This is a genomic window from Plantactinospora sp. BB1 (assembly GCF_003030385.1).
In the GTDB taxonomy this organism is placed as follows: Bacteria; Actinomycetota; Actinomycetes; order Mycobacteriales; family Micromonosporaceae; genus Plantactinospora.
Map to the genome: position 1 here is coordinate 5,167,826 of NZ_CP028159.1, position 23,740 is coordinate 5,191,565.

Genomic DNA, 23,740 nt, shown 5'->3' on the forward strand with positions numbered 1-23,740 from the left:
GTTGTGGCGTTGGAGGCGCTGATGGACTTCGCCGACGAGACACCGAAGCTGCTCATGCTGCTCTACGGCCTGGCCGCCTTCGCGGTCGTGGTCGGCGGACTGCTCGTGCTGCTCGACGTCGTACCCAACTGGTTCGCCCGGCGCCGCGAGGCGGCGCTGGTCGCGGCCTCGGCCGGCGGGCCGGCGGCCGCCGCCGGTCCCCGACCGCGCCGCCGCTCCGTGGCGAACCGCCCGGAGGGCGCGCTCGCGCTCTTCTTCCTGCTGCCCACCCTGGCGCTGCTCGCGATCGGCCTGGTCGTGCCCGCCGTCCGGACCACCGTGCTCTCCTTCATGGACGGCGGCAGCGAGAACTGGGTCGGGCTGGTCAACTACCGGTGGATGTTCGCCCAGGACGAGATCTTCGGCATCCTCACCAACACCCTGATCTGGGTGGTCCTGGTCCCGCTGGTGGCCACCACGATCGGACTGGTCTACGCCGTACTGGTCGACCGGGCCCGGTTCGAGTCCGTGGCCAAGGCGCTGATCTTCATGCCGATGGCCATCTCGTTCGTCGGCGCCAGCATCATCTGGAAGTTCGTCTACGCCTACCGCTCCGGCGAGTACGACCAGATCGGCCTGCTCAACCAGGTCTGGGTGATGGTCGGCGGCGAGCCTCGGCAGTGGCTCAACGACCCGCCGCTGAACACCCTGCTGCTGATCGTGATCATGATCTGGATCCAGGCCGGCTTCGCGATGGTGGTCCTCTCGGCCGCGATCAAGGCGATCCCGGGCGACGTCGTCGAGGCGGCCCGGCTGGACGGGGTGAACCCCTGGCAGATGTTCTGGCAGATCACCCTGCCGAGCATCCGGCCGGCCCTGATCGTCGTGGTGGTCACGGTCTCGATCGCCACGCTCAAGGTCTTCGACATCGTCCGGACCACCACCAACGGCAACTTCGACACCGGCGTGATCGCCAACGAGATGTACAACCAGGCGTTCCGGTTCGGCCAGACCGGCCAGGGGTCGGCGCTGGCCGTCTTCCTCTTCGTCCTGGTGATCCCGATCGTGATCTACCAGGTCCGCAACCTGCGCAAGCAGCGGGAGGTATGAGATGACCACCACCACGCCTCCCGCGCTGGCCGGCACACAGTCCGTGGCCACCCCGCCGGTCACCCGGGCCGGCCGGGTGCGCCGCCGGCTCAACAACCCGTACGCCACCGCCGCGTCGATCCTGATCGCGGTGCTCTGGACGGTCCCCACCTTCGGCCTCTTCGTCTCCTCGTTCCGCCCCGAGGACGAGATCAAGACCACCGGCTGGTGGACGGCGTTCACCAACCCGCAGTTCACCCTGGACAACTACCAGGAGGTGCTCTTCGGCCGCTCGGCCTCCTCCGGGCAGCTCGCCGGCTACTTCGTCAACTCCCTGGTGATCACGATCCCGTCGGTGCTCTTTCCGCTGGCCTTCGCCGCGCTGGCGGCGTACGCCCTGGCGTGGATCAACTTCAGGGGACGGGACTGGATCTACATCGGCATCTTCGCGTTGCAGATCGTGCCGTTGCAGATGGCGCTGGTACCGCTGCTCAGCTTCTTCTCCGAGGGGGTCAGCCTGGGCGGGGTCGAGCTGATGCCGGCGTGGAACCTCGACGACGAGGAGAAGTTCGTCCAGGTCTGGTTCGCACACACCTGCTTCGCGCTGCCGGTCGCCGTCTTCCTGCTGCACAACTTCATCTCGCAGCTGCCGAAGGACCTGATGGAGGCGGCCCGGGTGGACGGCGCCACCCATCCGAAGATCTTCCGCTCGATCGTGCTGCCGCTGATCGTGCCGGCGCTGGCCGCGTTCGGCATCTTCCAGTTCCTCTGGGTCTGGAACGACCTGCTGGTGGCGCTGATCTTCGCCGGGGGCGGCAGCGAGACGGCACCGCTGACCGTACGCCTGGCGGAGCTGGCCGGTACCCGGGCCAACGAGTGGCAGCGCCTCACCTCCGGCGCGTTCATCTCGATCGTCGTACCGCTGATCGTGTTCCTGTCCCTCCAGCGCTTCTTCGTGCGTGGCCTGCTCGCCGGCGGCGTCAAGGGCTGACCGGCCGTCCCGGGCGACGGCCGCCGGGCGGGAGGCTCCGCCCGGCGGCCGGGACCCGGACCCGGCAGCCGTGGCCGGCGGCACGGCCGGATCAGGATGGCACTGTGACCACAATCGACGACGTGGCCCGGCTGGCCGGGGTCTCCACCGCCACCGTCTCGCGCGCGCTGCGCGGGTTGCCGACGGTCTCCGAGACGACCCGGATCCGGGTACTCCTCGCCGCCGAGCAACTCGACTACGCCGTCTCGCCCAGCGCCTCCCGCCTGGCCGGCGGCAAGACCGGCACCGTCGCCGTGATCGTCCCCCGGATCACCCCCTGGTTCGTCGGTGCCGTGGTGGAGGCCGCCGAGGAGGTCCTGCACGCCGCCGGTTACGACCTGCTGCTCTACAACGTCGGCGGTCGGGAGCACGCCCGGACGCGCCTGCTGCACAAGTCCAACCTGCCCAAGCGGGTCGACGGGGTGATGCTGGTCGCCACCCCGATGCGCGCCGACGACCTGGCCACGATCGCCAGCCTGGCGCTGCCGGGCGTCACGGTCAGCTCCGGCACGGTGGTACCGGGCTGGCCGAGCATCCGGATCGACGACGTGGCGGCCGGCCGGACCGCCACCGAGCACCTGTTGAGCCTCGGCCACCGCCGGATCGCCTGTGTCCGGGGTGACCCGGCCGACGAGTTCGCGCATCCGGCCCACCTGGAGCGGTACCGCGGCTACCGGGAGGCGCTCGACGCCGCCGGCATCGGACCCGACCCCGGGCTCGGGGCGCAGGCCCGGGCGGACGCCGAGGGGGGCCGGTTGGCCACCGAGCGGCTGATCGCCCGGGGCGAGCTGCCCACGGCGATCTTCGCCAGCTGTGACGAGGTGGCGATGGGCGTGCTGAAGGCGCTGCGGACGGCCGGGATCCGGGTGCCGGAGCAGGTCAGCGTGATCGGCATCGACGACCACGACCTGGCCGGCGCGTTCGGCCTGACCACCGTCGCCCAGCCGGCGGCCGAACAGGGCCGGCTCGCCGCCGGTACGCTGCTGGGCCCGTTGGCCGGCCGGGCCCGGACCGGGGAGGAACCCGCCCCGGTGATCCTGCCCACCCGGCTCGTCGTACGGGATTCGACCGGCCCACCCCGGGCAAACTGAACCTCGACCCTCACCCGGAGCCCAGGCCGGGTCCGCCCGCGAGTCGCGACCGATGGGAGAGCACCCTGAACAGCACCGAGACGATCTCCTCCGACACCGGACCCACCCCCGCGCAGAGCGGCACCGGGCCGGCCGAGGCCGGGCCCTGGTGGCGGCACGCGGTCATCTACCAGATCTATCCGCGGTCGTTCGCCGACTCCGACGGCGACGGGATCGGCGACCTGCCCGGGATCACCGCCCGGCTGGACCACCTGGTCGAGTTGGGCGTGGACGCGGTGTGGCTGTCGCCGTTCTATCCGTCCCCGCAGGCCGACGCCGGCTACGACGTGGCCGACTACCGTGGGGTGGATCCGCTCTTCGGCACCCTGGCGGATTTCGACCGGCTGATCGCCGAGACCCACGCCCGTGGCCTGCGGCTCATCGTCGACCTGGTGCCCAACCACACCTCTTCGGCGCATCCGTGGTTCACCGCCGCGCTGGCGGCCGAGCCGGGCAGCCCGCAGCGGCGGCGCTACGTCTTCCGGGACGGTCGCGGCCCCGGCGGCAACGAACCGCCGAACGACTGGCAGAGCGTCTTCGGCGGCCCGGCCTGGACCCGGGTGACCGAACCGGACGGCAGCCCCGGGCAGTGGTACCTGCACCTCTTCGACCGTGGCCAGCCCGACCTCAACTGGGACCTTCCGGAGGTGCGCGCCGAGTTCCACGACATCCTGCGGTACTGGCTGGACCGGGGCGTGGACGGGTTCCGGGTGGACGTGGCGCACGGGCTGGTCAAGCAGCTCGACCTGGCCGACGCGCACCCGCCGGTGGAGCCGGTCACCGGCGAGGGCACCGAGGGGCCCCGTCCGCCGATGTGGGACCAGGACGGCGTACACGCGATCTACCAGGAGTGGCGCCGGGTGCTGGACGAGTACCCGGGCGAGCGGATCCTGGTGGCCGAGGCGTGGGTGCAGCCCGCCGAGCGGCTGGCCCGGTACGTCCGGCCGGACGAGATGCACCAGGCGTTCAACTTCGAATACCTGGAGGCGGCCTGGACCGCCCCGGTCCAGTACGCGGTGATCACCCGCTCGCTGACCGCCAGCGCGGCGGTCGGCGCACCCACCACCTGGGTGCTCTCCAACCACGACGTGCTGCGGCACGCCAGCCGGCTCGGACTGCCGGTCGGCACGCCCCGGCCCCGGGGCATCGGCGTCGACGACCCGCAGCCGGATGCCGTCGTCGGGCTGCGCCGCGCCCGGGCGGCCACCCTGCTGATGCTCGCGCTGCCCGGCTCCGCCTACCTCTACCAGGGTGAGGAGCTGGGACTGCCGGAGCACACCTCGCTGCCGGACGAGTCCCGGCAGGACCCGACCTGGCAGCGGAGCGGCCACACCGAGCGGGGCCGGGACGGCTGCCGGGTGCCGATCCCGTGGGAGGCGGACGCCCCGTCGTACGGCTTCGGGCCGGGGGACGCGAGCTGGTTGCCGCAGCCGCCGCTCTGGGCCGAGTACGCCCTGGACCGGCAGCGCGGGGTGGTCGGCTCGACGTACGAGCTGTACCGGACCAGCCTGCGGCTGCGCCGGGAGCTGCGGCTCGGCTCCGGCACGGTGTACTGGCTGACCAGCCCGGACGACGTGCTCCACTTCCGCAACGGGGAGCTGCGGGTGTTGACCAACTTCGGTGCCGAACCGGTGGAGCTGCCGGCGGGTGCCGAGCTGGTGCACGCCAGCGGCCCGCTCGACGTCGACGGGCGGGTGCCGACCGACGTCACGGTCTGGATCCGGGTCGCCGAGGAGACCGTTACGGACGGGTGACCCGGCTCGGCCGGTCCGGGCAGTGGTAGTTCGTTCCGGGGACTGTCGAGCTGGGTGCACAGACGGGGCACGCAGCGCCGGGTTGCCGCGTTACCCGGACGGCCCGGGACAGTGGGTTGGTGTACAGGCGGGACGGTGGGGTGGTGCACAAGCGGGGCAGCTCGACAGTCCCCCCGGGCAGCCACCCCGACCCCAGCACTACTAGCTGGAGGGCGACCGTGCCGAGCGGGCCGGCCCGATGTCGTCCGGGGTGACCTCCTCGGCCCGTACGGTGAGCAGCTCGTGCACCCGGCGGATGTCCCCGGGGGCGCTGCGCGCGGCGAGCCAGTACATGATCCCGGTGGGGATGAAGAAGAGCTGGAAGGCGGCGAGCCCGACCGCGAAGTTCAGCGGCGGCGGGAAGGCCACCCGCAGCGCCGAGGCGGCCACCCCGATCAGCCCGTTGCCGGCCGCCCGGCCCACCCCGTTGACCAGGTTGCCGAGGCTGTAGACCGTACCCCGGTGTTCCGGCGGGTTGACGTCGGCGATCAGCGCGAACCAGTTCGGCGAGTTGGCCGAGGTGAGGCCGAGCGCGACCAGGGCGGTGAGCAGGCTGAGCCCGACCGTCGGCTCGGTGAGGACGCTGCCGAGCACCGCCGCGGCCACCGCGCCGGCACCGGCGCCGTCGGGCACGTCGATCCGGATCGGCACGAAGAAGAGGACCAGGTAGAAGGGTACGGCCGCCAGCACCCCGATCGCCGCGACCATCGCCCGCCCCCGGGGGGTACGCCGTTGCGCGGCGTCGCCGATGAGCCCGCCGACGATGGAGAGCACCCCGCCGAGCTGGAAGAGTACGGCGAAGATGCTGCCCACGACGGTCGCGGTGGCCGACGAGTACCCCTGGGCCTCGGCCCGCTCCCGGAACAGCGCCGGCAGCCAGACCAGCGAGCCGAAGGCCACCTGCGCGGTGAGCCCCTGCAACACCAGCCAGCGGTTCGTCCGGCGGCCCAGGATGCCGGGCAGATCGCTCCGGCTGATCCGGTAGTCGTAGTCGCCGCCGACCGCCAGCGCGTCGGTCAGCTCCGGCTCGCTCTGGCCGCGCCGGATGTCGTAGGTGAGCAGGTATGCCACGGTCGCCACCAGACCGGCGACGCTGAGCAGCAGGAACGGGCGGCGCCAGTCCTGCGCGCCGAGGACGCCGCCGACCAGGGTGCCGGCCAGGGTGCCGACGCCCTGGGAGAGGCCCCAGAAGCTCAGCACCAGGCCCCGGCGGCGCGGGCTGACCAGATCGGTGACCACGGAGAAGCCGACCGAACCCACCGCGCCGAGGCCGATCGCGGCCAGTAGTTGCGCGCCGAAGAAGGCCAGGTAGCTGGGGGCGAGCGCGCTGCCCGCCGTGCCGGCGGCCCAGAGCAGCGTGCCGATCATCAGCAGCGGCTTGCGGTTGGTGCGGTCCCCGACGTACGCCCAGCCGACCGCGGCCACCGCGCTGACCAGGAAGCTCGTCGCGGTGACCGCGCCGACGGCGCCGACGCCGACGTCGAGTGCGGGCGCGATGGAGCCGTAGAGCGGCGGTACCAGTCCGATCGCCACGTTGTCCAGCGAGGCGAGCACCACGAAGACCGCGACGCTGTAGAACCGGTGGACCGGTCCCCCGCCTCGGGCGACTCGCTGGCCACCGATCGTCATGTCCGGCACTCAACCAGGATCAGGTAACGGCGGGGTGACGGTACCGCCGGGTCGGCTATCGGGGAATTCTGCCGGTTGGTACGGCATTCCGGTGAGGCCGTCGGTGCGGGATCGTAGTGTGCACGCGACTGTCCGTGATGGCGCGACGCCTGGGACGGATCGTCGAGAGCGGTTCGGATTCCTGGAGGTGCTGGTTGGAGCCGACGAGGACGAACGTACGCCAGCGGGTGGCCGACCGGGCAGCGGAAGATCGCGCGGCGGAGGATCGGTCAGCGGAGGATCGGGCAGCGGAAGATCGCGCGGACGCCGGCCGGGCGGACGGGGAGGACGATCCGGCGGCGCTGCCGGAGCTGGCCGACGCCGGCTGGATGCACCACGGCGCCGCCTTCGCCGAGACGAGTTTCTGGGCGGTGGCCCGCCGACTGCCGGCGATCATCCGGGAGGCGGTACTGCTGGCCTGGCGGGTCAGCCGGGCCGACACGCTGGCCGCGATCGGCCTCAACATCGTCGCCGGCATGATGATCACGTTCGGTCTGCTGGCCACCAGCACCGTACTGCGGGAACTCTTCGCCTCCGGGCCGACCCCGGACCGGGTCCGGTCGGCCGCGCCCGGCCTGGTGGTGGCGGCGCTGGCGGTGATGGCCAAGGGCGGCCTGACCATCGCGGCCGGCTGGGCCCAGGCCCGGCTCCCCCCGCAGATCAACTACCGGGTCGAGCTACGGCTCTTCGAGGCGACCACCGCGGTCGACCTGGCCGCCTTCGACGACGCCGGCTTCGCCGAGGAGATGGACCGGGCCCGGGACCGGGGAATGACCGAGGCGGCGTCGATCGTCGACGACACCGTCAACCTGATCACCGGCCTGGTCGGGGTGGCCGCCACCGCCGCCGCCGTGACGGTCATCCAGCCGCTGCTGCTGCCCTGCCTGCTGGTCGCGGCGGTGCCGTCGGCGGTGACCGCGGTCCGGATCGCCCGCCGGGAGTACATCGCGCTGCTGGCCCGGATCACCCGGCGGCGCCGGCTCTGGATGCTCGCCACCCTGATGGCGAACCGGCACACCGCGGTCGAGGTGCGGACGTACCAGATGCGGGGGTTCCTGCTCGGCGAGTACCGCCGGGTGATGACCATGGAGACCCGGGCCCAGCTCCGGCTGGTCCGGTCGCAGACCTCGACCCGGGTGGGCGGTGGTTCGATCGCCGGGCTGGCCACCTTCGCGGTCTACGCCGTACTCGGCTGGTTGCTGCTGGCCGGCGTGGTGCCGCTGGCCGCCGCCGCGACCGCGCTGCTGGCGCTCCAGGCCGCCCGGACCAGCCTGGGCAACACGGTGCACGCCACCAACCGGCTGTACGAGGACGCGCTCTACTACCGCGACTTCCTGACCTTCCTGGAGCGGGCCGACGGGCGTACCCGGGGCGGGGGCGGCGCGGCGGTCGCCGGCTTCGACGAGATCGAGGTCGACGAGGTCAGCCTGCACTACCCGGACACCGAGCGGCCGGCGGTGGACCGGGTCAGCCTGACCGTACGCCGGGGTGAGGTGATCGCCCTGGTCGGCGAGAACGGCTCCGGCAAGACGACCCTGGCCAAGCTGCTCGCCGGGCTCTACCAGCCGACCGGTGGGGCGATCCGCTGGGACGGGGTGGACATCGACACCCTCGACCCGGGCGCCGTCGGCGCGCAGGTGGCGGTGCTGAGCCAGGACTGGTGGAAGTTCCCGTTCACCGCCCGGCAGAACATCACGATCGGCCGGTACGACCGGCCCGAAGAGGCCGGGCCCTCCGTGGTGGCGGCGGCGACGGCCGCCTCCGCGCACGAGATGGTCAGCGGGTTGCCGCGCGGCTACGACACGCTGCTCGACCGCAGCTTCCGGGACGGTCACGACCTCTCCGGCGGCCAGTGGCAGCGGCTGGTGGCGGCCCGGGGACTCTATCGGGAGGGTCGGCTGCTGATCTGCGACGAGCCGTCCGCCGCGCTCGACGCCCGGGCCGAGCACGCGCTCTTCCAGCAGCTCCGCCGGCACCCGGACCGGACGATCGTGCTGATCACCCATCGGCTGGCCAACGTGCGGCACGCCGACCGGATCTACGTGATGCGGGACGGCCGGTTGATCGAGCAGGGCGACCACGACCAGCTCGTCGAGGCCGGCGGGCTCTATCGGGAACTCTTCGACCTCCAGGCCAGCGGCTACACGGAGTGAGAATCCGCTGATCCGTGGTGAGGATGTGACGCGGAACCGGTCTGCGGCGCTATTTCCAGGTGCCGGCTGGGGCGTGGCGTGCGCCCGGTGCCCCCAGCCACCGAGCCACACCCCAGCCGGCCCCGACTACCGGGGCGGCAGCACGTCGCGCCGCTCCTCCACCCGCCGGTACTCGGTCGGCTCGGTCGTGGTGACCTGGCGGTACTCGGTCGGCTCGGTGGTGGTCACCACCGCCCGGCGCCGGTTGTTCCAGATCACCATGGTCATGATCAGGCCCAGTACGCCGGCCGCCATCAGGATCCAGCCGACCACGTCCAGGTCCAGACCGCCGACGCTGACGTTCAGGGCGAAGGTGAGGATCGCACCGAGCGCGATCAGGAAGATGCTGGTGCCGATACCCATGACACGCCTCCTCTTGGGGGGATGCTTGGCTGTCATGGTGCTGCTACCCAGTCGCCGAGCCGACGAATCGTCGTGCCGGCCCCGATGATGTGCCGATGGTAGGGGCCGGTACCGACGTCCCGGGATGCCGAACCGGTGCTACCGGCGCCGGGGCACCCAGTAGATGATCTGCCCGACGACCAGCGCCGGATGCCGATCGGGCAGCGCCTCCAGGGCGCGGGCGAGGTGCGCGGCGAGATACATCATCAAGCCCACCCGGTCACCGTCGAACCCGATCAGCAGGGAGAGCCGGGCCGGCGCGCAGGGCCAGTCGTGTTCGCATTCACGGCAGGCGTACGTCTCCGTGGGGACGTGCTGCCCGTCCGTGCCGCGCTCACGTGCCCGCCGTCGCGCGACGTGCCGTTCCCAGCGCGCCCACGGCCCGACCACGGGTTCACACCCGCTCGGCGTGCCGGGCTCGGTGCTGCTGCGCCGGGGTCGGGCCCTTCCACCGGGCGTACCGGCCCGCGTTGCGGGAGCCGAGGAAATCCAGCCACGGACGCTGTGGCTCCGCCGACTGCCGGGGTGGTGGGGGTGGCGGCACGTCCTCGTGCCCGACCCGTGCCTCCCTAGCGATCCTGCCGTCGACCGTGGCAGCCCGGACCGCCCGGCCGGACGCGACGCTCGTCAGGGGACGCGCTTTCGGCGAGTACGACACCGGCACCCGCCGGGCCGAGTCGGGGCAGATCCACCGGTGTCCACACCAGCAATACCGCCACAGGCGCCACCAGACCCGACGATGGCGAAGTCCGGTCCCACGTACCTGTCTCATTCTTTTACCCTCCCGTTCTTTTCCGTCTGCCCTCCACCCTGGACCGCGAGTGCGCGGTAACGGAAGATGAACAGGACGACCGCCCAATGATGGCGACGACACCTGCTGACCACCCGGGGTGATAACCATGAATGGTCAATCGGCATCGCTTCCGGCCCGCATCCGCGAACTGCGCACGCAGCGGAAGCTGTCTCAGGACAGGCTCGCCGCCGCAATCGGCGTGTCGAAGTCCTCTGTGCAGTATTTCGAGTCGGGAAAGCTCATTCCGCAGGAAGGTACGGCGCAGCGCCTGGACGAGGTGTTCGGCACCGGCAGCGAAATCCAGGAACTGGCGAAGGCGGCACAGGAAGATCTCCGCCCGTGGCTGCGCCCCTGGGTCGAGCACGAGCGTCGCGCGGTTCTGTTGCGCGCGTGGGAACCGACGCTGATTCCCGGCCTGCTCCAGACCGAGGAATATATGCGGCTGGTGTTCGCCGCCGTGCCATCGAACATCGGCCGGCTTGACGAGGTAGTCGCAACCCGTTGCAGCCGTCAGGCTGCCGTGCTGGATCGCATGCCACCGGTCGAGTTCATCGTGATGATTGAGGAATCCGCATTGCATCGTGGGCCGGCCGAGATCCTCAAGGCTCAACTTGGGCATCTGGTGGATGTCGGCCACCGACCAACCGTCCGCATCCGGGTTGTCCCTGACGCGGCTGGGATCCATGCTGGTTTGGGAGGACCGCTCGCGCTTGCCACGATGCCCGACGGGCGGCGGGTCGGCTACCTGGATGACCTGCTACAGGGGCGGGTCGCTACCACTCCTCGTGACGTGCTTGAGCTGGAACTAGTCTGGGAGGCGGTGAACGAGCTGGCGCTGACCGCCGACCAGACCCGAGACATGATGTTGAGGATTATCAATGAGCAATGAACCAGCTTGGCGGAAAAGTACCCGATCCAACGGGTCATCTGGCAACTGTGTCGAGGTGGCCGCCAACCTTCCGGGCCGGGTGCTGGTCCGGGACACCAAGGACCGCGACGGCGGGACGTTGACCTTCGGCCCGACCGCCTGGCGGGCGTTCGTCAGCCTGGCGAAGTCGCACGGCTGACCTCCGCCCCACAACGACGAATGACCCCCCGGCCCGGGAATACGGGCCGGGGGTTTCGTCATCTCGGGTCAGATCGCGTTCCACACCAGCCCGAACGCCCCGACGTCACGCTCCGTCCTCCGTTTGGCGGGGACGTCAGGGTGCGCAGCTTGACTCCCGGTCGTCGAAGTCGGCGCACCGGAAGAGCGACGGGTTGACCTGCGACGGTGGCCGCCACCTGGCCGACGCCTGCTCGTAGTCGTACGCCAGGGCGAGCAGTCGGGCCTCGGTGTAGGCGGTACCGAGGAAGGAGATCCCGACCGGGCGGCCGTTCGCCGGGTCGTACCCGATCGGGACCGCGACCGACGGATACTGCGCCCGCGCGCCGATCCCGGCCGACCCGCTGCCGACGAAGACGATCGCGTCGAGGTTCTCGGCGGCGAGTACCGAGTCGATCCGCTCCCGCGCCCCGGCGATCCCCGCGTCCCGGTTGGTCTCGTACTCCGCCTTCGCCGCCGGATCGGTCAGGTCGACCTCGTTCGAGGCGACGAGCTGGGTCTGGCCGAACTTGATCGCGCCCTCGTCGGCGTGCGCCAGGTTCCACCGCACCACGTCGTCGAGAGTGTCCATCGGCGCGTGCCGGGGCAGCCGGGCCAGATAGGCGTTCAGGTCCCGCTTGAACTCGTAGGTCAGGATGCTCGGCGGCAGGCCGCCGGTGTTGACGGTGACCGGCACGACCGTGGCGCCCCGGGCCCGCAGCACGTCCAGTGCCTCGGTGAACAGCGCCCCCTGGTTGCCGGTCGGGCTGCTGGCGACACCGATCCGGCTGCCCCGCAGGGCGGTGGTGGAGAGCGCCCTGGTGTAGTCGGTGCCGACCACGCCCGCGCTGGTTTCGGTGACCGGGTCCTCCGGGTCGATCCCGGTCAGCGCGCTGAGCAGGGCGGCGGCGTCGTAGACGCTCCGGGTCATCGGGCCGGCGGTGTCCTGGCTGGCGGCGATCGGCACCACCCCGGTCCGGCTGACCAGGCCGACGGTCGGCTTCACCCCGACCAGCGAGTTCGCCACCGACGGGCTGAGGATCGAGCCGGAGGTTTCGGTACCGATGGTGACGGTGGCCAGCGCCGCCGCCGCGGCCGAGCCGGAACCCGAGCTGGAGCCGCTCGGGGTCTGGCTGACGTCGTACGGGTTGAGGACCTGGCCGCCGAGTCCGCTGTAGCCGGACGGCATCCCGCTGGTGGTGAAGTTGGCGAACTCGGTCAGGTTGGTCTTGCCGAGGATGATCGCCCCGGCCGCCTTCAGCCGGGTGACCAGGAAGGCGTCCCGCGCCGGGTACGAGTGCTCCAGCGCCAGCGCCCCGGCGGTGGTGGGCAGCCCGGCAAGGTCGATGTTGTCCTTGATCAGCACCGGGATGCCGTGCATCGGCCCCTTCGCCCGACCCTGCCGGCGCTCCTGGTCGGCCCGCTTCGCCTGGGCGACCGCGTCCCGGGTGACCGCCCGGACAGCGTGCAGCCCCGGGCCGTTGGTGTTCAGCGCCCGGATCCGTTCCAGGTACGCCTGGACGAGTTCCTCCGAGCTGATCCGCCGGGCGTCCAGCGCCGCGCGGATCTGCGGGATGCCGGCCCGTTCCAGGTCGAGCGGGAACGGCCGGTGCCGCCCGGTCGCCTCGGACGGGCCGCCGAGCGAGGTGGCGACCAGCGCGGCGATGCTGACCAGGACGGTGGCGAGTACGACGAGCCGGGCCGCTGATCGCGGCCGGGTCGGCACAGCGGATTGATGCACCTGCACGCCCTTCCATGAGGCCACGCCCGGGCGGCCCACGGACACCCGGACCTGAGGGGGATCTCGGAAGCACACGGTTGGAATGTGATCGCTACGATACGGATCGATTCGGATCCGGTAAACGATCTTCTTCCGGGCGGCGCACCGGCCGCGTCGCGGTCCCGCCCACCAGCCCCCGCTCAGCGGTCGAGGGTACGGGTCAGCCCGGCGACGACCGCCGTGGTGAGCACCCAACCGGCCAGCACCAGCAGCGCGGCGACGTACTCGGTGCCGCCGACCGGTTTCCAGGCGTTGTCGTGCCCCAGGTTGACGATCGGCAGCAGCAGGTCGAGCGACTGGAGTGCGGCGTTCCGCTCCGGCGCCTCGGCCGGATTGCGGGCCACCGACGGGTCCAGGGCGAAGCTGAGCGTCCCCAGTGCCCAGAAGGCGACCAGCCAGATCGCGGCCAGCCAGGTGCGGTAGCCGTAGCCGACCAGGCCGTCGACCAGGGCGCCGAAGAGCCGACCCGGAGCCCGCAGGGTGGCCCGCCGTCGGCGCTGCCGCTCCAGCAGTACCCGGCGGGCCTCCGCCTCCTGGCCGCTTCGCCGGTACACCTCGGCGAGCTGCTCGTAGGGCTGCGGGGTGTAGCCCTCGGGACTGCGCCGCAGCCAGTCCAGCCGCTGCCGGACGCTGACCGGCACCGGCGGCGACGGCTCGCCCGGCGGGGAAGGCGCGCGGGCGATCAGCAGCCGGTAGGTGCAGCCGATCAGGTCCAGCTCCGCCGGCCAGGTCCGCGGATCGTCGAAGATGGAGTCGGCCTGGAGACCGGAGAGCCGGACCCGCCCGGTCGGCCGCTCGGCGAAGGTCAGCCAGACGCTGCCGGCCCGGGCACCACCGAGATGCAGGGCGAACGCCCCCGCCCCGCGCAGTGCGCCGTGGTGGAAGTTGAGCTGGTTGCCGATCTGGGCGTGGATCAGCAGTACGGCACCCTCGGCGGCGAAGCCGTACCGGGCGGTGAGGCTGCCGGCCACCGTCAACCGGTCCGCGCTGAGCGCCGCCCCGGTCGGATGCCGCAGGGTGGCGCCGTCGAGATCGAGGTTGCCGCCGACCTGGGCACCGCCGAGCCAGACCTGACCGTCGGCGACGAACCCCTGCCGGGCGTGCAGGTTGCCGGTCACGGTCAGCCGGCCCGCCGCCAGCGCCGTACCGGGGTCGATCGGCGGGAAGACCTCACCGGCCGACTCGCCCCGATCGGCCAGCCGCGAGCCGTTCAGGGTGACGGTGCCGCCGACCCGGGCGTCCCGCAGGTCGACCGGGCCGCTGACGACGCAGCGCAGCAGCGCCAGGTCGCCGCGCAGTTCGAGCAGCCGGGCCCGCAGGCCCGGCAGGGCGCAGTCGGCGAGGACGAGGTTGACCGCCCGGGCCTCGGTCAGCTCGGGTACGTCGGCGAAGGTGCACCCGCCGAACGAGACCGGGACGGTGATCTCGGCGTGCCGCAGGTCCAGCCGGCCGACGATCCGGGCCGACCGCAGGCGCAGCCCGGCCCGGGAGCCGGCCCGGTCGGCGCCGCCGGTGAGCAGCTCGACCAGCAACTCCGCCCGGACCGGGTACGCCGTGCCGCGCAGGTCGACCTCGTCTCCGCCGCCGAAGGCCGACCGCACCCGCCGCTCCGCCGGATTCCACCGCCACGATCCACTCCGCACGAGAGCGAGAATTCCAGACGGCGAGCCGGCTCGGGTACCCCGCCCGGCGGCCGGGGCGCGGTCACTCCGGGTCGTGCACCGTCGCCCAGTCGGTCGGGATGAAGTGGTCGGGGGCGTGCAACACGTTGAGCAGGCGCTGCCGGATGCTCTCGTGCATCACCGCTCCCCACGGAAAGCGGGTGGGGTACTGCACCATGTTGCGGAAGCTGTTCGCCGGCCCGTTGTTCCGCTCCAGGTACTGGATGGCGGCCTGGGTGCAGACGTAGTCGGCGTAGGCGAGCGCCTGGTGCGCGGCGGTGTAGAGCGCCTCGGTGCCGGGCTGGTGCCGCAGGTACGGCTCGAACCACGGCAGGTCGACCCCGGCCATCGGGGTCGGCTGGAACTGGAGGTCGTTCGCGAGCGCGACCGGCAGCGGGTCGTCCTCGATGCCGTTGGCCTGGGCGAGCATCTGGGCACCGGCCAGCACCCCGGCCGGCTCGGCCAGGTCGAGCAGCTTCTGCCGGCCGATCACCGCGTGGTGGTTCCGCTGCATGTACCGGTCCAGCCCCAGTGGATCGTCCGGAAAGTCGAACGCGATCTCGGCCAGCGCCTCCACCCGGTCGTACCGGCCCCGGTTGTTGTAGTAGGTGATCATCCAGCTCATCGCCTTCGGGGCGTACTGCGGATCGCTGGTGGCCCGCGCCTTCGCCATCGCGTCCCGGGCCCGGTCGGGCTCGCCGGCCCGCTCGTGGTTGAGGGCGATGTGGAACCACGCCACCGCGCTATACCCGAGCCGGTACGGCCCGGCGAGCTGGTTCCAGAACCGGTTTGCCAGCTCGTAGTCCTCGACCCGGGTGGCGTGCCCGGCGAGCAGCAGTTTGGCCGCCGGGGTGTAGATCGGATGGTCCCCCTCGGCGGCGATCCGCAGCGCGTCCGCGCCGCCGGCCAACTGCCGGTGCGTGTACGGCACCGCCTTCGCCAGGGCGAGCAGGAACGCCGCCTCCGTCCGGTACGGGGCGCCGGGCGCCGCCTCCGTGAGCCCCTTGAGCTGCGCGGCGGCCGGCTCCGGCTCCCCGGTCAGCAACAGCTCGAATGCGTCCCGGCACACCGCCGCGCGCCGGACACGTTCGGTCTCCTCCATCAGCGGCCTCCTCGGACAGTTTCACCGGCCCGTAAGGAAGCTACACACCTAGCGGCGATCCGACTACCCACCGTGTATGGACCGGCTCCCCCGGGCGCGCCGGCCGGCCTACCGCCGACGGGTCCGCAGCCGGCGGCGTCAGCGCTACCAGCCCCAGTTCCGCGGCGACCAGGCCGACCGGCCGGACCGCAGCGCCGCACCCGCCTGCCGGGCGAGCCGGGCGAGCACCGGCCCGACCAGCCAGAGCAGCAGCACGGCGTGGCCGGCGAGCGCGACCCGCTGCAACCCGGTCAGCGCCGGCTGCGCCACCAGCGGATACCACAGTGGGCTGAACTCCGGGGTGAAGTGGCAGAGCGACTCCAGGTAGTAGTTGTTGTCGTAGCAGGTCCACGGCCAGAGCTGCCCGTAGACCAGGCTGTTGGCGGCACCCCAGACCGAGAGCAGCACGGCGGCCAGGGTGGCCAGGTTCGCCCAGGGTCCCGCCTCGGCCGCCCCCAGCCGTACGGCGAGCGCCAGGCTGGCCGGCAGGATGGCGAGCAGGAAGAACCTCGGCCCCCAGTACAGGCCGCCGTACCAGGCCCACCAGGAGGCGTAGACCAGCACCAGCCCGGCCACGAAGACCAGCCACAGCAGCCAGACCCCGGCGACGTCCCGACCGGCCCGCTCCGGCAGCCACCGCCGCACCGGCAGGAACAGTCCCGGGGTGAACCAGAGCAACCCCTTGCCGAACGAGAAGAGGATCGCCGCCAGCCCGAGCAGCAGCGGGTAGGAGAAACCCGGCTCGCCCGAGTACGGCATCACGGTCTGCCCGCCGCCGTTGTTCGCGTACGCCCGGTGCAGCGGGTCGCCGAAGCGCAGCCACGCCTCCCCGGCGACCAGCAGCCCGGCCGCCAGCAGCACCAGCAGGTAGCGCAGCCGCCGCTCCCGCAGGCAGAGCAGCCCGACGACGAGACCGAGCGCCACCACCGAGGCGGGGGTGTTGGCGACCCCGAGCACCACTCCGGTCCAACCGGCCAGCCGGGTCGTACGGCCCGTCCCGGGCAGCGTCGCGGCGAGCAGCCCCACCCCGACCGTCGTCGCCGTGAACATCTCGCCGTAGAAGTCCTGCACGTGTGCGGCGGCCATGCTCCCGGCGACCAGCAGCAGCAGGAACCGCCGGAGCAGCCGGCGATCCATCCGGTCGCGCAGCAACAGGTGCACCGCCACCAGCGCGAACCCGAAGAGCAGCAGGTTGTACTGCGCCAGCACCGGCTGCGGGTCGCCGTACCAGCGGCCGATCACCCAGAGCGGAGTGGCGAAGAGCGGCCCGATCAACGAGTACGCCATCTCCGGCATCTGCCGCTGCTCCAGCAGCTGGAGCAGCGCCTGATAGCGGACCAGCCCGTCCCCCATCATCGGCGGCCGGGGATAGACCGCCAGCAGCAGCATCCCGCCGCCGAGCAGCAGCCACTCCAGCAGCGCGGCGATCCGCGCCCGGGACCGACCCGGCGGCACCGTCGACTCCGACCGCTCCCGGTCCGGCTCCGACCCGTCCGACGGCTCCGCGGACTCCGCCCGCGCCCCGGATTCCTCCCGCACCTCGCCGACCGCCGGCGCCTCCATCGACAGTCCCCCCAGCCTCACCCACCCGGTCGGGCCGGAACTCCGGCCACAGGCAGTGTGCCAAACATCGACCCACGGTCCTATAGGCAATCTTGGATGCCTGTAGGACCGTGGGTCGGCCGGGCGGAAGGCGCGCGGCGGTTGGTCAGGTCGTCGGCCGGTCCAGGATCAGGTCACGGGCGCGGGCGTACTGCTCACGGATGCGGGGGACGCCGGCGCCGACGTACTCCCGGGACTCGCCGGCCGACCAGGCGGGCGGCTCCGCTCCACCCTGGACGACCCAGGCGGCCTGCCGGGCCGCTCCGTCGGCGACGTACTCGCCGGGCTCCGGCACCAGGACCGGACAGCCGAAGACCTCGGGCGCGATCCGGCGTACCGCCTCGGAGCGGGCCCCGCCACCGACCAGGATGATCCGGTTCGCCGTCGCGCCCTCGGCGAGCAGCGCGTCCAACCCGTCCGCCAGCGCGCAGAGCATGCCCTCGACGGCGGCCCGGGCCAGATGCCCCGGCGTCGAGGTGCGCAGGGTCAGCCCGTGCACCGCCCCGGTCGCCAGCGGCCGGTTCGGCGTCCGCTCGCCCTCCAGGTAGGGGACCATCACCAGCCCGTCCGCGCCGGCCGGCGTGCTCAACGCCAGCTTGGCCAGCTCGTCGAGCCCGACCCCCAGCATCGCCGCCGCCGCGTCCAGCACCCGGGCCGCGTTCAGCGTGCAGACCAGCGGCAGGAACCGTCCGGTGGCGTCCGCGAACCCGGCCACCGTGCCGGACGAGTCCGCCGCCGGGGTGTCCGCGACGCTGAACACCGTTCCGGAGGTACCGATGGAGACGACCACGTCCCCGGCGACCGCGCCCACCCCGAACGCGGCGGAGGCGTTGTCCCCGGTCCCCGGCCCCAGGAGTGCGCCGCTCGGCAACCGCCCGGCCACCTCGGCCGGCCCCAGCACGGTCGGCACCGCCACCGCCCGCCCGAGCGCCCGCTCCAGCAGGTCGATCCGGTACTCACCGGTCGCCGGTGACCAGTATCCTGTCCCGCTCGCGTCCCCCCGGTCGGTACGCAGCGCGTCCAGCCCGGTCGCACCGCCGAGCCGCCAGGTGAGCCAGTCGTGCGGCAGGCAGACCGCGGCGACCCGCGCCGCGTTCTCCGGCTCGTGCCGGGCCAGCCAGCGCAGCTTGGTGACGGTGAAGCTCGCCACCGGCACGCTGCCGACCGCCTCCGCCCAGGCCCGCCGCCCGGCCTCGCCATCGCCGAGCTCCTCGACCAGCTCCTCCGCCGCCCCCGCCGACCGGGTGTCGTTCCAGAGCAGCGCGGGCCGGACCACCTCGCCCGCCTCGTCGAGGCAGACCATCCCGTGCTGCTGGCCGGCGACGGCGACCGCCGCCACGTCGTCCAGCCCACCGGCCTCGGTGATCGCCGACCCCAACGCGTCCCACCAGGCCCCGGGGTCGACCTCGGTCCCGTCCGGATGCGCCGCCCGGCCGCTGCGGACCAGCGCCCCGGTTTCGGCGTCCCGGATCACCACCTTGCACGACTGGGTCGACGAGTCGACCCCGGCAACGAGCGCCATCTCACGCCCTCCTTCTGGGCTCACGGACGGTTGTCGCAGATCAGCACAACGGTCGGTCGGGATGCGCGACCCTGGCCACGCACCCCGACCAGGTCAGGGAAGACTCAGCGAGCCCCGAGCAGATGCTCCACCGCAAGCTGGTTCAACCGCACGAACCCGAAGCCACGGGCCGCCACCGCGTCCACGTCGAGGTCCTCGAACGCGCTCCGGTCCGCCAGCAGGTCCGAGTACGTCTCACCCGGGTTGAGCGTCGGCGTCGACAGTTCCGCCACCTTGCTGGCGGCCAGCGCCTCCTGCACCTCCGGGTCGGCCCGGAACGCCGCCGCCCGCTCCTTGAGCAGCAGGTACGTCCGCATGTTCGCCGCCGCCGAGGCCCACACCCCGGTGAAGTCCTCGGTACGCGACGGCTTGTAGTCGAAGTGCCGGGGCCCGGTGTACGCCGGCCCGCCCTGCGGCCCACCGTTCTCCAGCAGGTCCACCAGGGCGAAGGCGTTCAGCAGGTCGCCGTGCCCGAAGACGAGATCCTGGTCGTACTTGATCCCGCGCTGCCCGTTCAGGTCGATGTGGAACAGCTTGCCGGCCCAGAGCGCCTGCGCGATCCCGTGCATGAAGTTGAGCCCGGCCATCTGCTCGTGCCCGACCTCGGGGTTCAGCCCGACCAGCTCCGGGTGCTCCAGCTCGTTGATGAAGGCGAGCGCGTGCCCGACCGTCGGCAGCAGGATGTCGCCGCGCGGCTCGTTCGGCTTCGGCTCGATCGCGAACTTCAGCCCGTAGCCCCGGTCGATGACGTACTGGCCGAGCAGGTTGACCGCCTCGCGGTAGCGGTCCAGCGCCGCCCGGATGTCCTTGGCGGCGTCGTACTCCGCGCCTTCCCGGCCGCCCCACATCACGAAGGTCTCCGCGCCCAGCTCGGCGGCGAGGTCGATGTTGCGCAGCACCTTGCGCAGCGCGTAGCGGCGTACGTCCCGGTCGTTGCTGGTGAAGCCGCCGTCCTTGAAGATCGGGTGGGTGAAGAGGTTGGTGGTGACCATCGGCACCACCAGTCCGGTCTCCTCCAGCGCCTTGCGGAACCGGGAGATGTGCTGGTCGCGGGCGGCGTCGTCGGAGCCGAACGGGACCAGGTCGTCGTCGTGGAAGGTGATCCCGTACGCGCCCAGCTCGGCGAGCCGGTTGACCGCCTCGACCGGGTCGAGGGCCTCCCGGGTGGCGTCCCCGAAGGGATCGCGGGCCGGCCAGCCCACGGTCCAGAGACCGAAGGAGAACTTGTCGGCAGGGGTTGGTTGGGCTGCCATGGCTGACCTCCAGGGGAACCGACTCGACGTTGAGGTGGGGCGCGGGTGCGTAACCCCGGGGTGACTCCCCGGCAACCCGGCCGATTTGTTTATCGGTTGAATTATTTGGCCGTGGTATGGCATTGTCAATACCGTGGCGCAACCCGCGGCAGTGCCGGTCGGCGCGGCGGTGACCGCCGTCCGCCAGGCGAGCCTGCGCGAACACAACCTGGCCCTGGTGCTGCGGCAGATCGCCACCGCCGGTCGCCCGCCGTCCCGGGCCGACCTGGCCACCGCCACCGGCCTGACCCGGGCCACCGTCTCCGCGCTGGTCGACGACCTGATCACCGGACGGCTGCTCACCGAGGTCGCCCCGACCCCCCGGTCCGGCGCCGGTCGGCCCGCCGTCGGCCTCACGCTCGCCGGGCACGGCCCCGCCGGCCTGGGTCTGGAGATCAACGTCGACTACCTGGCCGCCGTCCTGGTCGACCTCGCCGGGACGGTACGACACCGAGCGGTCCGCCGGGTCGACCTCCGGCCGGTGCCTCCCGCCGAGGCCCTGGGGCTGGCCGGCGAACTGATCACCGAGGCGGCAGCCGAGGCGGACCGGCAGGACCTGACCCTGGCCGGTACGGCGCTCGCGGTGCCCGGCCTGGTCACCGCCACCGGGCTGGTCCGGCTCGCCCCGAACCTCGGCTGGCGGGACGTGGACGTGCCGGCGCTGCTCGGCGGCCATCCGGCGCTGGGCGGGCGCGGACTGGGGGTGGAGAACGAGGCCAACCTCGCCGCGCTCGGCGAGCTGCACGCCGGCCCGCCCGAGTCCGGCAACTTCATCTACATCTCCGGCGAGGTCGGCATCGGCGCCGGGATCGTGCTGAACGGCACCCTGTTCCGGGGCGCCCGGGGCTGGAGCGGCGAGCTCGGCCACGTGCCGGTACACCCCGAGGGGCTGCCCTGCCGGTGCGGCGGTCGCGGCTGCCTGGAGCAGTACGCCGGCCAGGAGGCCATCCTCGCCGCCGCCCGCCTCACCGACCCACCCGCCGGAGCCCACCCGGCCCGGGGTCGACCGGCACCGGCCCCGGGTGCGGCGGTCGCCCGGCTGGTCGAGGCGGCCACCCGGGAGGATCCGGCCGCGAGCCGGGCCCTGGTGGAGGCGGCGACCTCGCTCGGGGTCGCCGTGGCAGGGGTGATCAACCTGCTGGACGTGGACACGGTGGTGCTCGGTGGCGTCTACGCGCCGCTGGCCCGCTGGCTGGCCCCGACCGTCGAGGGCGAGATCCGCCGCCGGGTGCTGACCGCCGCCTGGTCACCGGTGACCGTCCGGGCCGCGCTGCTCGGCGGGGACGCGGCCGCCCTCGGCGCCGCCGGCTCGGTCGTCCGTACCGTGCTGGAACAGCCCGCCCGGTGGCTCGGCCGCACCGCCCGGTAGCCCGGGCGGCCCGGGTGGCGCCCGGCATCGATCGGGCCGGAACTGCCGCCGCTGGCGCGCCGGATGCCTGCCCGACCGGCGCTCGCCGCCCGTTCCGCCCCGCCTGGCCGGTCCCGCCGGGGCACCATGGAATCGGCCACGGCAACCAGGGCGACCGTGGCGGCGGGGCCGAGCGTCTGGTCGCTATTGTTGCCCCTGGACAACTATTCCGATCATCAACCATCGGACCTTCTCGACCTGTACGGCGCGACGCACGCGCCCGACCTCCACCTGCGGGCCGCACGGACCAAAGGGGGCGAGAAGGTTCTTCTGCGCCGACAGGAGTGCCAGCGCTGATGCGCACACCTCGACGACCCGGAGGACGGGCTGAGGGTCTCCCCGCGGCCCGGCGTCCGGGCCGCGCCGACGGGCGGCCGGCGGCCCGCTCAGGCCGACCGTTCGGTCGGCTCCACGTTCGCCCGGAACGCCTGGTCGAACTCGACGAGCCCACGCAGCAGCGCCTGCCGGCCGGCCGGGCTCATCCCGGCGAGCGTCTCGGCCAGCCGCTCCCGGCGGTCGGCGCGGATCTCGGCCAGCAGCTTCTGACCGACCGTGGTGAGGTGCAGGGAGATCTCCCGGCGATCCGCCCGGCCCGGCTCCCGCTCCAGCAGCCCGGCCGCGACGAGCCGGTCGCAGAGCCGGCTCGCCGAGGAGAGCAGCATGCCGAGGATCCCGGCCAGGCCCCGGAGGTTGATCCCGTCGAACTGCTCGACCACCATCAGCGCCCGCAACTGGGAGCTGGAGAGGCGCCCGTTCGTCTGCTCCCGGGCCGCGTCCCAGACCGACAACAGCGCCGCCGCGGCGGTGTCCACCGCGGTGGCGAGGGTCGGATCCGGTCCGCCAGGACCGCCGGATTCAGCCATGGTGATCCTGACCCTACCGCCGTCACACAGTCGACCGCACCGGTGCGTTCCGGCTCAGCCCATCCGGATCATCCGGAACCGTACCTCCGGACCGCCCCGAAAGCGGCGGGGCGCAGATGACCGGCAGGTTGGCCGAGATCCGCCGTACCCTGGCCGAGGCTCCGGCGGACCTCGTCATCGAGCGGCTCGGCGCCGAGCTGAACCGGGCGTACGGGACGACGGAGACGGAACTGCTCCAGGTCGACTACCGGCTCGCCGCCCTGGTGCCGCTGCACGGTGGCGACCCGGTGGTCGGGGCCGCCACCCCGGCCTGGCGGTGCTTCGACCACCAGACCCCGGTGCTGGAGAACGGGACGCTCCATCTCCCGGTCACGATGCGCGGCGACCGGCTCGGCGTACTCCGGCTCACCCCGGCACCGGAGGATCCGCAGCGGCACGACGAGTTGGCGCAGGTGGCGACCGGGCTGGCGCACGAGCTGGTCACGGTACGGCCCGGCACCGACAAGTACGTGGTCGGCGCCCGGACCCGCCGGCTCACCCTCGCCGCCGAGATGCAGTGGGAGCTGCTCCCCGGCCGGAGCCGGATCCGTCCCTCGTTCAGCCTCGCCGGCCAACTCGAACCGGCGTACGCGGTGCGCGGCGACAGCTTCGACTGGGCCGACGACGGCCAGCGGCTCTGGCTCTCCACGATGAACGGGATGGGCGAGGGAGTCAGCGCCTCGATGCTCACCTGCCTCGGCACCAACGCGCTGCGCAACGCCCGTCGGGCCGGTCTCGAACTCGCCGACCAGGCCGCCCTGGCCGACCAGGCGATCTACGCCTACCACCAGGGCATCCAGCACCTCTCCGCGCTCCTGCTGGAGCTGGACCTGCGCACCGGGGCGGTGACCGCGGTGGATGCCGGCTCGCCCCGGCTGCTGGTGCTGCGCGAGGGCGAGGTGCTCGACCAGCCGCTGGACGACCAGTTCCCGCTCGGCATGTTCGACGGCACCATCTACCAGTCGCAGCGTTTCCAGTTGACGCCCGGTGACCGGCTCTTCGTGGTCAGCGACGGCGTCCTCGACGCGACCTCCCGCTCCGGCCGGTACGGCGACACCGCGCTCTACCGGTCCGTGCGGCGGACCAGGTCGATGGCACCGCTGGAGGCGGTACGGTCGCTCCTCGGCGACCTGCGGGCGTACGTCGGCAGCGATCTGGTGGACGACGCCGTGGTGGTCTGCCTGGACTGGTACGGCGGCTGACCCCGGGGGCGGGGAGGTACCGGACCCGGGG

At 72.5% G+C, this 23,740-nt stretch carries 19 protein-coding genes; 9 read left to right on the plus strand and 10 right to left on the minus strand.

Annotation, left to right across the window (positions count from 1 at the left end):
• Positions 1 to 21 precede the first annotated feature (21 nt).
• The 4 genes from C6W10_RS22520 to C6W10_RS22535 all read left to right on the plus strand — a co-directional run bounded on the left by C6W10_RS22520 (position 22) and on the right by C6W10_RS22535 (position 4,982).
• Positions 22 to 1,089: a carbohydrate ABC transporter permease gene (locus C6W10_RS22520; RefSeq protein WP_107264191.1), complete on the plus strand. Its 1,068-nt coding sequence runs from the start codon at positions 22 to 24 to the stop codon at positions 1,087 to 1,089.
• 1 nt (position 1,090) lies between these two features.
• Positions 1,091 to 2,059, plus strand: coding sequence for a carbohydrate ABC transporter permease (locus C6W10_RS22525; RefSeq protein WP_107260263.1), 969 nt, complete (start codon positions 1,091 to 1,093; stop codon positions 2,057 to 2,059).
• Positions 2,060 to 2,163: 104 nt separating this feature from the next.
• The gene (locus C6W10_RS22530) at positions 2,164 to 3,189 is read left to right on the plus strand and encodes a LacI family DNA-binding transcriptional regulator (RefSeq protein ID WP_107260265.1); all 1,026 of its coding nucleotides are present in this window, start codon (positions 2,164 to 2,166) and stop codon (positions 3,187 to 3,189) included.
• 164 nt (positions 3,190 to 3,353) lie between these two features.
• Positions 3,354 to 4,982, plus strand: coding sequence for a glycoside hydrolase family 13 protein (locus C6W10_RS22535; protein ID WP_199854068.1), 1,629 nt, complete (start codon positions 3,354 to 3,356; stop codon positions 4,980 to 4,982).
• 201 nt (positions 4,983 to 5,183) lie between these two features.
• Here the strand turns inward: C6W10_RS22535 and C6W10_RS22540 are convergent, their stop codons facing one another.
• Positions 5,184 to 6,650: an MFS transporter gene (locus tag C6W10_RS22540; protein ID WP_107264192.1), complete on the minus strand. Its 1,467-nt coding sequence runs from the start codon at positions 6,648 to 6,650 to the stop codon at positions 5,184 to 5,186.
• 194 nt (positions 6,651 to 6,844) lie between these two features.
• On the opposite strand from C6W10_RS22540, the gene C6W10_RS22545 reads away from it, so the two are divergent.
• Positions 6,845 to 8,842 carry an ABC transporter ATP-binding protein gene (locus tag C6W10_RS22545; protein ID WP_369936801.1) on the plus strand — a complete coding sequence of 666 codons (1,998 nt, stop codon included), beginning with the start codon at positions 6,845 to 6,847 and terminating at the stop codon, positions 8,840 to 8,842.
• A 126-nt stretch (positions 8,843 to 8,968) separates the two neighbouring features.
• Here C6W10_RS22545 and C6W10_RS22550 read toward each other — a convergent pair whose 3' ends face one another.
• The gene (locus C6W10_RS22550; protein ID WP_107260269.1) at positions 8,969 to 9,244 is read right to left on the minus strand and encodes a DUF6458 family protein; all 276 of its coding nucleotides are present in this window, start codon (positions 9,242 to 9,244) and stop codon (positions 8,969 to 8,971) included.
• Between the two features lie 138 nt (positions 9,245 to 9,382).
• Entirely contained in the window at positions 9,383 to 9,673 is a 291-nt protein-coding gene (locus tag C6W10_RS22555) for a hypothetical protein (protein ID WP_107260271.1), read from the minus strand.
• 509 nt (positions 9,674 to 10,182) lie between these two features.
• Between C6W10_RS22555 and C6W10_RS22560 the strand changes: the two genes are divergently transcribed.
• Entirely contained in the window at positions 10,183 to 10,965 is a 783-nt protein-coding gene (locus C6W10_RS22560; RefSeq protein ID WP_159104716.1) for a helix-turn-helix transcriptional regulator, read from the plus strand.
• Entirely contained in the window at positions 10,955 to 11,143 is a 189-nt protein-coding gene (locus C6W10_RS22565; RefSeq protein WP_107260274.1) for a DUF397 domain-containing protein, read from the plus strand. Before C6W10_RS22560 ends, C6W10_RS22565 begins: the two co-directional genes overlap by 11 nt.
• 135 nt (positions 11,144 to 11,278) lie before the next feature.
• Here C6W10_RS22565 and C6W10_RS22570 read toward each other — a convergent pair whose 3' ends face one another.
• From C6W10_RS22570 to xylA, 6 genes are all read right to left on the minus strand, one after another.
• On the minus strand, positions 11,279 to 12,901 hold the full coding sequence (locus C6W10_RS22570) for an amidase family protein (RefSeq protein ID WP_199853728.1): 1,623 nt from the start codon (positions 12,899 to 12,901) through the stop codon (positions 11,279 to 11,281).
• Between the two features lie 179 nt (positions 12,902 to 13,080).
• Positions 13,081 to 14,583, minus strand: a complete 1,503-nt coding sequence (locus tag C6W10_RS22575) for an oxidoreductase (protein WP_159104717.1) — start codon at positions 14,581 to 14,583, stop codon at positions 13,081 to 13,083.
• A gap of 61 nt (positions 14,584 to 14,644) precedes the next feature.
• Entirely contained in the window at positions 14,645 to 15,703 is a 1,059-nt protein-coding gene (locus C6W10_RS22580) for a hypothetical protein (protein WP_107260278.1), read from the minus strand.
• 144 nt (positions 15,704 to 15,847) lie between these two features.
• Positions 15,848 to 17,305 carry a hypothetical protein gene (locus C6W10_RS37475; protein WP_159104718.1) on the minus strand — a complete coding sequence of 486 codons (1,458 nt, stop codon included), beginning with the start codon at positions 17,303 to 17,305 and terminating at the stop codon, positions 15,848 to 15,850.
• 145 nt (positions 17,306 to 17,450) lie between these two features.
• Positions 17,451 to 18,866 (minus strand): xylulokinase, encoded by a 1,416-nt coding sequence (gene xylB, locus C6W10_RS22590; RefSeq protein WP_107260279.1) that lies wholly within the window; start codon positions 18,864 to 18,866, stop codon positions 17,451 to 17,453.
• A 104-nt stretch (positions 18,867 to 18,970) separates the two neighbouring features.
• Complete coding sequence (gene xylA / locus C6W10_RS22595; protein WP_107260281.1) at positions 18,971 to 20,158, minus strand: xylose isomerase; 1,188 nt, start codon at positions 20,156 to 20,158, stop codon at positions 18,971 to 18,973.
• A 133-nt stretch (positions 20,159 to 20,291) separates the two neighbouring features.
• Here xylA and C6W10_RS22600 point away from each other — a divergent pair, with 133 nt between their 5' ends.
• On the plus strand, positions 20,292 to 21,566 hold the full coding sequence (locus C6W10_RS22600; protein ID WP_234361385.1) for an ROK family protein: 1,275 nt from the start codon (positions 20,292 to 20,294) through the stop codon (positions 21,564 to 21,566).
• A gap of 425 nt (positions 21,567 to 21,991) precedes the next feature.
• On the opposite strand, the gene C6W10_RS22610 is transcribed toward C6W10_RS22600, so the two are convergent.
• Complete coding sequence (locus C6W10_RS22610; protein ID WP_107260285.1) at positions 21,992 to 22,468, minus strand: MarR family winged helix-turn-helix transcriptional regulator; 477 nt, start codon at positions 22,466 to 22,468, stop codon at positions 21,992 to 21,994.
• Between the two features lie 116 nt (positions 22,469 to 22,584).
• Between C6W10_RS22610 and C6W10_RS22615 the strand changes: the two genes are divergently transcribed.
• Positions 22,585 to 23,709 carry a PP2C family protein-serine/threonine phosphatase gene (locus C6W10_RS22615; protein WP_107260287.1) on the plus strand — a complete coding sequence of 375 codons (1,125 nt, stop codon included), beginning with the start codon at positions 22,585 to 22,587 and terminating at the stop codon, positions 23,707 to 23,709.
• Positions 23,710 to 23,740: the final 31 nt, after the last annotated feature.